At 51.6% G+C, this 12567-nt stretch carries 12 protein-coding genes; 8 read left to right on the top strand and 4 right to left on the bottom strand.

Annotated features, from left to right (window positions below; genetic code table 11):
* Positions 1-57: 57 nt before the first annotated feature.
* The 5 genes from leuD to aspA all read left to right on the top strand — a co-directional run bounded on the left by leuD (position 58) and on the right by aspA (position 4973).
* Positions 58-699 carry a 3-isopropylmalate dehydratase small subunit gene (gene leuD / locus IUJ45_RS00560; RefSeq protein ID WP_002224506.1) on the top strand — a complete coding sequence of 214 codons (642 nt, stop codon included), beginning with the start codon at positions 58-60 and terminating at the stop codon, positions 697-699.
* A gap of 64 nt (positions 700-763) precedes the next feature.
* Positions 764-1225, top strand: coding sequence for a NanQ anomerase/TabA/YiaL family protein (locus tag IUJ45_RS00555; protein WP_002237965.1), 462 nt, complete (start codon positions 764-766; stop codon positions 1223-1225).
* 93 nt (positions 1226-1318) lie between these two features.
* The gene (gene leuB, locus IUJ45_RS00550; RefSeq protein WP_002213431.1) at positions 1319-2389 is read left to right on the top strand and encodes a 3-isopropylmalate dehydrogenase; all 1071 of its coding nucleotides are present in this window, start codon (positions 1319-1321) and stop codon (positions 2387-2389) included.
* A gap of 162 nt (positions 2390-2551) precedes the next feature.
* Positions 2552-3115: a YceI family protein gene (locus IUJ45_RS00545; protein WP_002213429.1), complete on the top strand. Its 564-nt coding sequence runs from the start codon at positions 2552-2554 to the stop codon at positions 3113-3115.
* Positions 3116-3575: 460 nt separating this feature from the next.
* Positions 3576-4973: an aspartate ammonia-lyase gene (aspA, locus tag IUJ45_RS00540; protein WP_002234922.1), complete on the top strand. Its 1398-nt coding sequence runs from the start codon at positions 3576-3578 to the stop codon at positions 4971-4973.
* A gap of 71 nt (positions 4974-5044) precedes the next feature.
* On the opposite strand, the gene IUJ45_RS00535 is transcribed toward aspA, so the two are convergent.
* From IUJ45_RS00535 to ybaK, 3 genes are read right to left on the bottom strand one after another with little or no spacing between them, the layout of a single operon-like run.
* Positions 5045-5920 carry a DMT family transporter gene (locus IUJ45_RS00535; protein ID WP_002246944.1) on the bottom strand — a complete coding sequence of 292 codons (876 nt, stop codon included), beginning with the start codon at positions 5918-5920 and terminating at the stop codon, positions 5045-5047.
* Between the two features lies 1 nt (position 5921).
* Positions 5922-6644, bottom strand: a complete 723-nt coding sequence (locus IUJ45_RS00530) for a DUF4870 family protein (RefSeq protein WP_002217104.1) — start codon at positions 6642-6644, stop codon at positions 5922-5924.
* Positions 6645-6666: 22 nt separating this feature from the next.
* The gene (gene ybaK, locus IUJ45_RS00525) at positions 6667-7146 is read right to left on the bottom strand and encodes a Cys-tRNA(Pro) deacylase (protein ID WP_002237028.1); all 480 of its coding nucleotides are present in this window, start codon (positions 7144-7146) and stop codon (positions 6667-6669) included.
* A 74-nt stretch (positions 7147-7220) separates the two neighbouring features.
* On the opposite strand from ybaK, the gene IUJ45_RS00520 reads away from it, so the two are divergent.
* The 3 genes from IUJ45_RS00520 (at position 7221) to ttcA (ending at position 9533) form a co-directional block, all read left to right on the top strand.
* On the top strand, positions 7221-7583 hold the full coding sequence (locus tag IUJ45_RS00520) for a RidA family protein (RefSeq protein WP_002217102.1): 363 nt from the start codon (positions 7221-7223) through the stop codon (positions 7581-7583).
* Positions 7584-7617: 34 nt separating this feature from the next.
* Positions 7618-8481, top strand: coding sequence for a CAF17-like 4Fe-4S cluster assembly/insertion protein YgfZ (gene ygfZ / locus IUJ45_RS00515; RefSeq protein WP_002246966.1), 864 nt, complete (start codon positions 7618-7620; stop codon positions 8479-8481).
* A gap of 92 nt (positions 8482-8573) precedes the next feature.
* The gene (gene ttcA, locus IUJ45_RS00510; RefSeq protein ID WP_002246943.1) at positions 8574-9533 is read left to right on the top strand and encodes a tRNA 2-thiocytidine(32) synthetase TtcA; all 960 of its coding nucleotides are present in this window, start codon (positions 8574-8576) and stop codon (positions 9531-9533) included.
* Positions 9534-9625: 92 nt separating this feature from the next.
* Here the strand turns inward: ttcA and IUJ45_RS00505 are convergent, their stop codons facing one another.
* The gene (locus IUJ45_RS00505; RefSeq protein ID WP_082308599.1) at positions 9626-12565 is read right to left on the bottom strand and encodes a type III restriction-modification system endonuclease; all 2940 of its coding nucleotides are present in this window, start codon (positions 12563-12565) and stop codon (positions 9626-9628) included.
* Positions 12566-12567 lie beyond the last annotated feature (2 nt).

Genomic DNA, 12567 nt, shown 5'->3' with positions numbered 1-12567 from the left:
TTCGCGATGCCGTCTGAAACCGCTTCAGACGGCATCGTCAGCACAAGACGCAAACCCATGAAAGCCTTTACCAAAATTACCGCCATCGTCGCCCCGCTCGACCGCAGCAACGTCGATACCGACGCCATCATCCCCAAACAATTTTTAAAATCCATCAAACGCAGCGGCTTCGGCCCCAATGCCTTTGACGAATGGCGTTACCTCGACCACGGCGAACCAGGCATGGACAACAGCAAACGCCCGTTGAACCCTGATTTCTCGCTGAACCAGCCGCGTTACCAAGGCGCGCAAATCCTGTTGACGCGTAAAAACTTCGGTTGCGGCTCTTCACGCGAACACGCCCCTTGGGCATTGGACGACTACGGCTTCCGCGCCGTCATCGCCCCCAGCTTCGCCGACATCTTCTTTAACAACTGCTACAAAAACGGCCTTTTACCTATCGTGTTGACCGAAGAACAAGTCGATCGGCTTTTCAAAGAAGTTGAAGCCAACGAAGGCTATCAGCTCTCCATCGACCTTGCCGAACAAACCCTGACCACCCCTGGCGGCGAAACATTCACATTCGACATTACCGAACACCGCAAACACTGCCTCTTAAACGGCTTGGACGAAATCGGCCTGACCCTGCAACATGCCGATGAAATTCACGCCTTTGAAGAAAAACGCCGCCAAAGTCAGCCTTGGCTGTTTAACGGTTGATATACAAAAGGCTGTCTGAAAAATTTAAGTGTTTCAGACGGCCTTTAATCTACAAAAATATACCATGATTACCGACACCATAAGCAATGCCACCCGCTACGCTGCCTTGCATCCCGACTTTGCCGAGGCCTTCCATCTGTTACAGACCTTGGATTTTGCCAAGCTGCCCGACGGTCAGGTGCCATGCAAGAATCCCAATATCCGTATTTTTATCGGTAGCGAGCCGATGAGGACGAAGGGAGAAGCCAAGCCTGAAGCGCACTTAAAACATATTGATATTCAAACGCCGATTGATGGCAGCGAAACATATGGCTGGATAGACAGAGGCCGTCTGAAAAACGGTTTGGGCTACAACGAAAAGCGCGATATCGAGTTTTTCAACTGCGAGCCAGAAACTTGGCTGACCTTGGAACCAGGCGAATTTGCGCTATTTTTTCCAAATGATGCGCATGCACCATTAGTCGGTGACAAGGCAAACATACGCAAAGCGGTATTTAAAATCCGTATCGAAACAGAGCGTCTATAACGGCATCTTGGCAGCGTATCCGACCTCTAAACCTGCCCGAACTTTTTTCAGACGGCATCCCCACTCTTTATTGACAAAAAAAGGAAAAACAAAATGACCAAACATATCGCTATCTTGCGCGGCGACGGCATCGGCCCAGAAATCGTCGCCGAAACCGTCCGCGTACTCGACAAACTTATCGCCCAAGGCTTGGATGCCGGCTACGAATACGCCCCATTGGGCGGCGAAGCCTACGACGAATACGGCCATCCCTATCCCGAATTCACGCAAAACCTCTGCCGCAAAGCCGATGCCGTCCTGCTTGGTGCAGTCGGTTCTCCTCAATACGACAACCTCGACCGTCCGTTGCGTCCTGAGCGCGGCCTGTTGGCAATCCGTAAGGATTTGAACCTGTTTGCCAATTTGCGTCCTGCCGTTTTATATCCCGAATTAGCCAACGCCTCCACGCTGAAGCCTGAAATCGTTGCCGGTTTGGATATTTTGATTGTGCGCGAACTCACCGGCGACATCTATTTCGGCGAACCGCGCGGCATCCGCGTTCTGGAAAACGGCGAACGCGAAGGCTACAACACCATGAAATACAGCGAAAGCGAAATCCGCCGCATCGCCCACGTCGCTTTCCAATCCGCCCAAAAACGCAGCAAAAAAGTCTGCTCCGTAGGCAAAGCCAACGTTTTGGAAACCACCGAATTGTGGCGCGAAATCTTTGAAGAAATCGGCAAAGAGTACCCTGATGTCGAGCTTTCCCATATGTACGTCGACAACGCCGCCATGCAGCTCGTGCGTGCGCCCAAACAATTCGACGTCATTGCCACCGGCAACATCTTCGGCGACATTCTCTCCGACGAAGCCTCCATGCTGACCGGCTCCATCGGTATGCTGCCTTCCGCCTCGCTGGACGAAAACGGCAAAGGCCTGTACGAACCGTCTCACGGCTCCGCCCCCGACATCGCCGGACAAAACAAAGCCAACCCGCTGGCCACCATCCTCTCGCTCGCAATGTTGCTGCGTTACAGCCTGAACGACGAAGCGCGCGCGCAACAAGTTGAAAACGCCGTCCAAAAAGTGCTGCAACAAGGCTTGCGTACCAGCGACATTTACGAAGAAGGCACAAAACTCGTTTCCTGCTCCGAAATGGGCGATGCGGTACTCGCCGCCTTGTAAAAAAACAAAGCGCGGATCACACCGCGCTTTTTCATCCGCCCTTTTCCGCCCGCCCCGTTCGTCAACCGCCTGCAAACCCACCGTTTACCGGCAGGAAATGCCATAAATCCCTGCCTATGTTAGGATAAACGCCTTTACCGGCCCACACAAAGGATTATCATCATGAAAAAAATCATCTTCGCCGCACTCGCAGCCGCCGCCATCAGTACTGCCTCCGCCGCCACCTACAAAGTGGACGAATATCACGCCAACGCCCGTTTCGCCATCGACCATTTCAACACCAGCACCAACGTCGGCGGTTTTTACGGTCTGACCGGTTCCGTCGAGTTCGACCAAGCAAAACGCGACGGTAAAATCGACATCACCATCCCCATTGCCAACCTGCAAAGCGGTTCGCAACACTTTACCGACCACCTGAAATCAGCCGACATCTTCGATGCCGCCCAATATCCGGACATCCGCTTTGTTTCCACCAAATTCAACTTCAACGGCAAAAAACTGGTTTCCGTTGACGGCAACCTGACCATGCACGGCAAAACCGCCCCCGTCAAACTCAAAGCCGAAAAATTCAACTGCTACCAAAGCCCGATGGAGAAAACCGAAGTTTGCGGCGGCGACTTCAGCACCACCATCGACCGCACCAAATGGGGCGTGGACTACCTCGTTAACGTTGGTATGACCAAAAGCGTCCGCATCGACATCCAAATCGAGGCAGCCAAACAATAAATCTTGATGCGAATCAGCACAAATGCCGTCTGAACGTCCTTCAAACGGCATTTGTGCCGTCTTCATCAAACCGCCCCGCCAACGGTAAGCCGATATGGCGGAGCACAATCCGCCGAAAGATATTTCAGCGGCAGGCAGGGCTTGCCGGAAAGTCCGGAAAGTATAGTGGATTAACAAAAACCAGTACGGCGTTACCTCGCCTTAGCTCAAAGAGAACGATTCTCTAAGGTGCTGAAGCACCAAGTGAATCGGTTCCGTACTATTTGTACTGTCTGCGGCTTCGTTGCCTTGTCCTGATTTTTGTTAATCCACTATAACACCCGAAAACAACGTTTCCCGTTTTCAGACGGCATACGATATGGACAATTTCATCCGGCCGGTATAGTGTTCGTCCTGCGGCGGCATCTTTCCGATGGCGCATTTTTTCAATATTAATTATCCGACTTACAAAGGTAAAAACATGACTGTCCGTATCGAACACGATTTATTGGGCGACCGCGAGATCCCTGCTGAAGTATATTGGGGCATCCATACTTTGCGCGCCATTGAAAACTTTAAAATTTCCACACAAAAAATTTCCGACGTGCCACAATTTGTCCGCAGCATGGTGATGGTGAAAAAAGCAACCGCGCAGGCAAACGGCGAATTGGGTGCAGTAAAACCCGAAATCGCCGCCGCCATTGAAAAGGCCTGCGACGAAGTTTTGTTAAACAACCGCTGCCTCGACCAATTCCCGTCCGACGTGTATCAGGGCGGTGCGGGAACTTCGGTCAATATGAACACCAACGAAGTCATCGCTAACCTCGCATTGGAAGCCTTGGGCTATGAGAAAGGCCGCTACGACATCGTCAATCCGATGGATCACGTCAACGCCAGCCAATCGACCAACGATGCCTATCCCACGGGCTTCCGCCTTGCCGTGTATTACAGCATCGGCGAATTGCTCGACAAACTGACCGTATTGAAAAACGCCTTTGCCGCCAAAGCCGAAGAATTTAAAGACGTTTTGAAAATGGGCCGCACCCAGCTTCAAGATGCCGTACCGATGACGGCAGGCCAGGAATTCCAATCTTTCCAAGTGTTGTTGGAAGAAGAAATCCTCAACCTCGACCGTACTCGCCAACTGCTTTTGGAAGTCAACCTCGGCGCCACCGCCATCGGTACAGGCGTGAACACGCCTAAAGGCTACGCCGAACTGGTGGTCAAAAAACTCTCCGAAGTCAGCGGCTTGCCTTGCAAACTGACTGAAAACCTGATCGAGGCGACCTCCGACTGCGGCGCATATGTGATGGTACACGGCGCATTGAAGCGCACGGCGGTCAAACTCTCCAAAATCTGCAACGACTTGCGCCTGCTCTCTTCCGGCCCGCGTGCCGGCTTGAAAGAAATCAACCTGCCCGAATTACAGGCCGGTTCTTCCATTATGCCTGCCAAAGTCAATCCCGTGATTCCCGAAGTCGTCAACCAAGTCTGCTTCAAAGTCATCGGCAACGACACCACCATCACTTTCGCCGCCGAAGCAGGTCAGTTGCAATTAAACGTAATGGAGCCGGTCATCGCCCAATGTATGTTTGAAACGATTTCCCTCTTGGGTAATGCCGCCGTCAACCTGTCCGACAAATGCGTCAAAGGCATTACGGTCAACCGCGAAATCTGCGAACGTTACGTTTTCAACTCCATCGGTTTGGTCACTTATCTGAATCCGTATATCGGACACCACAACGGCGATTTGGTCGGCAAAATCTGCGCCCAAACCGGCAAAGGCGTGCGCGAGGTTGTTTTGGAACGCGGGTTGTTGAGCGAAGAAGAACTCAACCGCATCCTCTCCCCCGAGAACCTGATGAATCCTCATCTGTAAACATTACGGACAAATGCCGTCTGAAAGGAAGTGCCCTTTCAGACGGCATTTAATTATATCAATCAGCCGGATTATATGCCGAACAGTGCCTTGACCTCCGCCCAATAAAACAGGCAGGCGATGGAACACAGTGCCAATACGATTCCCGCCGTATTGATTGTGTTGATTTTTTCCTTAAAAAACAATGCGCCCGAAAGCGTACCCAAAACAATCACGCCGATATTCATACCGGCAAAAACCAAGGTCGGATTATCCTTCATCATTTGGTGCGCGGTGATGTAGGTTACGATATTCATAAAATTCAAACCGCCCAAGAATATGCCGCCAACCACACTCTCAACACGCCATCTGACCGATTTGGCAAACAGGCAGGCAAACATCAGCACACCCGCCAGCACAAATGCAACCAGCAGGTTGCCCGCAAATGCCGTTCCGCTTTTGGCAAGCTGTTTGAACAGGATATCGATAATGCCGTAACCTGCCCACACGCCCAGCAGCAATGCCGCCTGCCGCCACGCGCTTCCTGATTTTTTGCCACCGCTGTGTTTCCAAAGCAGGCAGAACAGTGCGGCAAATGCGAGGCACAGCCCGATTAGTCTGCCTTCGCTGAGTTTTTCGCCAAACAGCGTCAAGGCGGCAACAATCGGCAAAAACAGCGACAAACGCTGCGCCGCGTCGGATTTGACGATACCGGCGGATTCTACGGATTTGCCCATAATGACAAATACGGACGGCAGCAGCACGCCCAATGCGGCAAACAGCCACCATGTCGGCAAAAATGCGCCGATATTGCCGACATCCGGCTTCAATACCAGCAGGGTCAGTATGACCGCGACCACATAATTGACGGCGACCGCCTGCGCGATGTCGATTTTTTTCTTCCTTGCCATTTTCAGCAAAATGGAAACCGATACGCTGAACACGATGCTGATTAACAGGTAAGCCATACTATATCCATTTCTCGGGTGCAACCGCCCTGCCGCCGTTGAAGCGGATAAAGCCGGCGATGATGCGGTAGAAATACCAGACGTTCGTTGCAATAATAATCAGCACGCCGATACCCAAAAGGGCAGTCAGCGCGCCCAAAATATAAAGCCAAAATGTGCGCCAAAAGGTTTTAATCAGGTATTCGGTATGTGCGGCATAGACAATGCTGTCCAAACTGTTCCGTTTCATATAGGCGAGAATCACGCCGACTATGGGCATATAGGCGAAAATCACGCCGACTATGGGCATGAACAGCATGATTGCACCCAAACCGAACAGGATGTAGGCGGCGAGGACATAGTTGCGCCCGCTTCCGCCGCCGGACGGTTCGTAAGTATGGCACGAACGTGATGCCTGCCGTTCAAACGCCTGTCTGAACGCCTGTTCGCGGCGCATCTGTTCGCGGTAAAACTGCTCCCTGCGCGCCTGTTCGCGGCGGAATGCCTCTTCCTGCCGCCCGCGTTCCTCATGCCGTCTGAAGGACGCGTCGTATTGCATCCGTTTCGACAGGTCGGAAAGCGTATCGTAAGCCCGTTGGATTTCTTTGAACTTTTCTTCCGCCTTCGGATTGCCCGGATTGCGGTCGGGATGATATTTCATCGCCAGCTTGCGGTAGGCGCGTTTGATTTCGTCCGCTCCCGCCTGCGGCGACACGCCCAATACGGCATACAAATCTTTGTCCATATTGTTCCTTTATACTTTCCCGTCAAACCGCCGCCTGTATTGTTTTCGGGTTCAAAATATTTAAATCTCTGGGACGGATGCCGATAATGAACCCGCGTTTTCCGCCGTTGATATAGATGGTTTCCAAATCCATCACCGACTGTTCGACGTAAATATCCAATTTTGTCCGGATGCCGAACGGCGTTGTGCCGCCGACCAGATAGCCCGTCCACTTGTTTGCCTGTACGGGCGTGGCGGGTTCGATGTGTTTCGCACCCAAATGCCGCGCCAGATTGCGGGTTGAAATCTGCTTGTCGCCGTGCATCAAGACAATCAGCCCCTTACCGTTTTCATCTTGCAAAACAATGGTTTTAATGACCAAGTGTTCGTCTTTGCCGAATAGTCGGGCAAACTGCGCCGTGCCGCCGTGTTCCTCATAGGCATAGGTAAAAGGTTCAAATTCGATGCCGTTTTCACGCAAAACGCGCACGGCAGGTGTTATCGGATAAGTGTGTTTACTCATTTTTCGTCATGCAAAACATGGAAATCGGTCAAGCGCAATGTTACCATATATCCCCTTTATCGAAGGAAACCGATATGGATATCCGATATTTCGGCACAACGCCCCGCTATTCCGAAGCCGTCGGCGCAAACGGCTTGATTTTCCTCTCCGGCATGGTTCCCGAAAACGGTGAAACGGCTGCCGAACAGACTGCCGACGTGCTTGCCCAAATCGACCGCTGGCTGGCGGAATGCGGCTCGGACAAAGCGCACGTTTTGGATGCGGTCATCTATCTGCGCGATATGGGCGACTATGCGGAAATGAACGGCGTGTGGGACGCTTGGGTTGCCGCCGGCAGAACGCCCGCCCGCGCCTGCGTGGAAGCACGGCTCGCCCGTCCGGAGTGGCGTGTCGAAATCAAAATAACCGCCGTGAAGAAAGATGCGGCAACCGCATAAACAGATTTCCTTTATATTTCAGAGTACGCAAATGATGAAAACCTTACTGCCCTTTTTCGGCGTGGTACGCGTCAGCGGCGAAGACCGCCAAACCTTCCTGCACGGACAGCTTTCCAACGACATCAATAATCTTCAGACCGGGCAGGCGTGTTATGCGACTTACAACACGCCCAAAGGCCGCGTCATCGCCAATATGATTGTCGTCAACCGAGGCGGCGATTTGCTGCTGATTATGGCGCAAGACTTGCTTGAAGCAACGGTCAAACGTTTGCGGATGTTTGTGTTGCGTGCCAAAGCCGTTTTTGAAATCCTTGAAGATTACGCCGTCGGCGCGGAATTGGAAGCATCCGCCGAACCGCTTGCCGCGCAAGAACCCAACCTTGCCTTTGCCGCACAACAAGATTCAGACGGCATCTGCTCTATCGCTCTGCCTCATGGCGGCATCCTTCGCATCGCCCCCAAAAACACCTTGCCGCCTTATGATGCCGCCGCCGAAAACGCGTGGCGGCTGCACGAAATCCGTAGCGGTTATCCGTGGATATGCGCGGCTACCAAAGAAACTGCCGTTGCCCAAATGCTCAACCAGCACATCATCGGCGGCGTACACTTCAAAAAAGGCTGCTATCCGGGACAGGAAATCATCGCGCGTGCCCAGTATCGGGGGCAGGTCAAACGCGGCTTGGCGGTATTGTCTGGAAATTCGGCAGCCGAAGCGGGCAGCGTATTGGCAGCGGACGGCGAAGAGGCCGGCATCGTGCTCGACAGCGTTCAAGATTCGGAAAACTTTACCGCCCTTGCCGTGATTAAATTCTCCGCCGCACAAAAAGAACTGACCGTCCCAAACGGCGGTATCTTCAAAGCGGTTCATCTCTTCTTTAAAACCGAAAATGCAGAATAAGCCGCCGATGCCGTCTGAAGCCCTTCAGACGGCATTGCCGCCCCGTCAATCGGTTACAATGCCGCCTTTCCAATTTTCAAACCCGAACCGTTATGTCCAAAAAAATCAAGCAAGAACTCGAAAACAACAAACTCAGCAAACGCCTGCGCCACGCCGTCGGCGACGCGATTAACGATTTCAACATGATCGAGCCGGGCGACAAAATCATGGTCTGCCTCTCCGGCGGCAAAGACAGCTATGCCCTGTTAGACATCCTGCGCCGGCTCCAAGCCAGCGCGCCGATTGATTTCCAACTGGTCGCCGTCAATCTCGACCAAAAGCAGCCGGGCTTCCCCGAAGAAGTATTGCCGACCTATCTCGAAAGCATCGGCGTGCCGTACAAAATCGTCGAAGAAGACACTTATTCCACCGTCAAACGCGTGTTGGACGAAGGAAAAACGACTTGTTCGCTGTGCAGCCGCCTGCGCCGCGGCATCCTCTACCGCACTGCAAAAGAATTGGGCTGCACCAAAATCGCCTTGGGACACCACCGCGACGACATCCTCGCCACCTTGTTTTTAAATATGTTTTACGGCGGCAAACTCAAAGCCATGCCGCCCAAGCTGGTGAGCGACAACGGCGAACACATCGTCATCCGTCCGCTGGCGTATGTAAAAGAAAAAGACTTAATCAAATACGCCGAATTAAAACAATTCCCCATCATCCCGTGCAACCTCTGCGGCTCGCAACCCAACCTGCAACGCCAAGTCATCGGCGATATGCTGCGCGATTGGGACAAACGCTTCCCCGGCCGTATCGAATCGATGTTCTCTGCCCTGCAAAACGTCGTCCCGTCCCACCTTGCCGATACCGAACTCTTTGATTTTGTCGGATTGGAACGCGGTCAAAGCCTGAAACACGGCGGCGATTTGGCTTTTGACAGCGAAAAAATGCCCGAACGTTTTTCAGACGGCAGCGAAGAAGATGAGAGCGAAATCAAAATCGAGCCGCAAAAAGCCGAACGCAAAGTCATCAACATTCTGGCGAACAAGCCGAAAGCCTGCGGCGCGTAACCCCCGCCGTCAAAAATGCCGTCTGAAGCCCGTTTGGCGTTTCAGACGGCATTTTAAAAGCCCGAAGCAGACGGCTCCCAAACATTTGTTTCTCAGTATCCGTTTTCAGAATGCCCGACTGCGGGCATATTTTGCCCGATCAGTTCGGCTATCCTCTCGCCGTCAAACTGCGTTTTGAACACCACCTTGATTTCTTTGGAAATCTCGGCAAACAGCTTTTCGGCATGTTTGATTTTCCGCTCTTCGCTTTTTCGCAAATCTTCCGCCCCGTCAGTCCCTTTGGCTTCAATCACAAAGTTCAGAATCTCGCCGCTTTTGGTTTTCACGATATAGGCAAAATCGGGCGAATACGTGCCGCCGCCGGCAACAGGGATTTTGATGGAGTTTCTCGGTATTTTAGTGAATACGGTTACGCCTTCAATTTGGTTGTTGGCGACATTTTCATGTTCTATATCCGAATCGTAGAAAATCTCGTCGAAGAGATAGCCGGCGGCAGGCCGGTGCTCCGTATCTTCAAATCTTCCCAAATCTGCTTTTTTCACCGCGCGCGGTTTGCCGTCTTTATCGGTAAATTTGGTCGGATGGATTTTGCTGCCGACAAGCCGGTAATCCAGTTCGAATTTATGGAAGGAATGATGAAGCAAAAACCGGTTGAAGCCGTTTTTGATTTGGGCGATGGTCTGCATATTCAAAAAATCGCCAATGTTCAGTTCGTCGCGGACGCGGTAAAACGCCTGATGCAAAGTCTGCATGCGGATTTTTGCCGTTTGTGCCAGTTTTTCCAGAAACTCTCGGTAATTCATTGTGTTGAAACGGATAAAATCTTCATCTTCAAAACTGTCTATGCGGCGGGAAAGCATAAGCCCGTTGTTGATATAAGCTTCGTTTACCGCCGTGCGTATGCCTGCCTGCGGGAATTTGGCGGCGTTTTCACGCAAATAGGCGGTAAATAAATCGACAAATTCGGCTTCATCCTTGATTTTGTACTGCAAAACGGCTTTATGGTGAATCAGCTCCCACAAGGCCTTGAGTTCTTCATATTTGCCTTCGCGCATGATGATGGTGTCTTTGCCCTCGTCTTTGGCGTTGCTGACTTTGCCTTTGTCCAAACCTTTGGGGAAGGCTTCGGGATAGGCGGCTTTTAATTTGTCATAGCCGTCTTCGGCAAAGTTTTCATTGTCGTCAATGATGCCGTCTGAAAACAGTTGGTTTACCAATACCAGCGGTTTGATATCGGGGTATTTTTGCAATATTTTTTGTTTCAGCTCTTCGGTAAACTTTTTGGAGATTTCTTCCTGAAAAGAATTATCGTTGATTTCGCCGACAAGCTGCTTCACAAAGTCTTTTTCGCTGCTATCGACAAAATAATTCAGTTTGTACGGCACATCGCGCACCCGCGCCATCAGCTCGTTTACCGGCAGGCGCAGGCCGCGTCCGACTTCTTGCAGCTTGGAAGTCGTGCTGCCGCTGGAACGCAGTTTGCAAATCTGGAAAACGTTGGGATTGTCCCAGCCTTCGCGCAGCGTCCATTTGGAAAAAATAAAGCGGCGCGGGTTGTCCAAAGACAACAGTTTTTCCTTATCGTGCAGGATTTCATTGATTTCCTGCTCGATTCTATCGTCGCTGTCTGTATTGTCTTTGGAAAAATAACCGCCGTGGCAGGCGGATACATCGTCCAACGTCTTTTGCAGGTAATCGCGGTAAAACGGGTCGCTTTCCGTTTTCAGGCGGCGTGCCGCTTCCGCGTGAATCCAGCTTTCAAATTTATCTTTCAGGCTGCCTGAAAGCTCGTTGCCGCTGCGGTAGCCCGCAATATCGTCAATAAAAAACAGTGTCAGCGGCTTGATTTTGGGCTGTGGCGCGCGTTCTGCCAAAAGCGCACGTTCCAGCTTGAAATGCTCGGCAACCGCCCGCTGCATCATCGCATCCTGCACCGTTTGCGAATAGGAATAAGGGTTGATGACGGCACCCGTTTTCAACTCCAAGCCGTTACTTAACACCACCACGGTTTTATTCATTTTGTCGATTTTCAAATCCGAAACAGCGGGATGGATTTTCGCCAAATCTTCGCCTTTTGCCAGTTTGAACGTCTGCTTTTTGTCCTTTTCGTTTAATTCAAATTTCGCTTCTTTGCCGTCCGACGACACCAGTTTTACCGCCGCATCCATGCCGCCCTGCATTTCTTCCTGAAACACGCGCACGCCTTTGACCAGCCCGTCGTTAAACGCGTCTACAGCCGTCAGACGGTAAAGCAGGTTGTAATATTCATCGTTAAATGTCGCACCGTAGCGCAAAATATATTGCGGTTTTAAGCGTTTGATATTGCCCCACGTTTTCGCGCTATCTCGGGTCGGGAATTTATGCGGTTCGTCCACAATCACAAACGGGCGCACGGCAGCCAATGCATCAACGGGATTGTCAAACAAATCCTTCAATGCCTTGTCGCCCGTATCGGTCATGGACGGCGAATTAACCATGCCCGCGTTAATCAGCAGCACATGGATTTCCTTTTTGTTTTCCGCTTTGACAAATTGCTCGATTGTTATGGGCGCATTGGACTTTTTGCCCTTATTCTTTTTCGCGCTTTCCACCACATAGGTTTTCAGGCGTACGCCTTCATAATCGCCGCCGAAATCCTGTTTAAAATGCTCTGCCAAAGCCTTGCTTTGCAAAAACTGCCGCGTTCCCGCCTTAATGGACAAAGTCGGCACGACCACGATAAATTTGAACACGCCCAGCCAACGGTGCAGCTCGAACATGGTTTGTGTGTAGGTATAGGTTTTGCCCGTGCCCGTTTCCATGGAAATATCAAGGATATTTTGGTCGTCCGAACGGTCGGGGAATCGGCCGTCTATGCCGTTTTGGCTTTGCACTTTCAGGATATTGTCTGCGTATTGTTTTGCAGCAAACAAAAGTTCGGGATTTTCGTCTGCCGCCCGATATTTGGGCGTTGCCCCGTCAAACACGCCCAAAACCGCCGAAACCGCCCGCATTTGGTGCGGCTGGTTTTTCTCGTAATTAAAACCACTCATAA

Origin of the sequence: Neisseria meningitidis, assembly GCF_022869645.1 — a bacterium.
GTDB lineage: Bacteria > Pseudomonadota > Gammaproteobacteria > Burkholderiales > Neisseriaceae > Neisseria > Neisseria meningitidis.
This window is presented reverse-complemented; position numbering and strand designations above follow the sequence as displayed.

Coding starts and splice junctions, on each gene's coding strand:
- leuD (WP_002224506.1), top strand. CDS start 58: ATGAAAGCCTTTACCAAAATTACCGCCATCGTCGCCCCGCTCGACCGC.
- IUJ45_RS00555 (WP_002237965.1), top strand. CDS start 764: ATGATTACCGACACCATAAGCAATGCCACCCGCTACGCTGCCTTGCAT.
- leuB (WP_002213431.1), top strand. CDS start 1,319: ATGACCAAACATATCGCTATCTTGCGCGGCGACGGCATCGGCCCAGAA.
- IUJ45_RS00545 (WP_002213429.1), top strand. CDS start 2,552: ATGAAAAAAATCATCTTCGCCGCACTCGCAGCCGCCGCCATCAGTACT.
- aspA (WP_002234922.1), top strand. CDS start 3,576: ATGACTGTCCGTATCGAACACGATTTATTGGGCGACCGCGAGATCCCT.
- IUJ45_RS00535 (WP_002246944.1), bottom strand. CDS start 5,920: ATGGCTTACCTGTTAATCAGCATCGTGTTCAGCGTATCGGTTTCCATT.
- IUJ45_RS00530 (WP_002217104.1), bottom strand. CDS start 6,644: ATGGACAAAGATTTGTATGCCGTATTGGGCGTGTCGCCGCAGGCGGGA.
- ybaK (WP_002237028.1), bottom strand. CDS start 7,146: ATGAGTAAACACACTTATCCGATAACACCTGCCGTGCGCGTTTTGCGT.
- IUJ45_RS00520 (WP_002217102.1), top strand. CDS start 7,221: ATGGATATCCGATATTTCGGCACAACGCCCCGCTATTCCGAAGCCGTC.
- ygfZ (WP_002246966.1), top strand. CDS start 7,618: ATGAAAACCTTACTGCCCTTTTTCGGCGTGGTACGCGTCAGCGGCGAA.
- ttcA (WP_002246943.1), top strand. CDS start 8,574: ATGTCCAAAAAAATCAAGCAAGAACTCGAAAACAACAAACTCAGCAAA.
- IUJ45_RS00505 (WP_082308599.1), bottom strand. CDS start 12,565: ATGAGTGGTTTTAATTACGAGAAAAACCAGCCGCACCAAATGCGGGCG.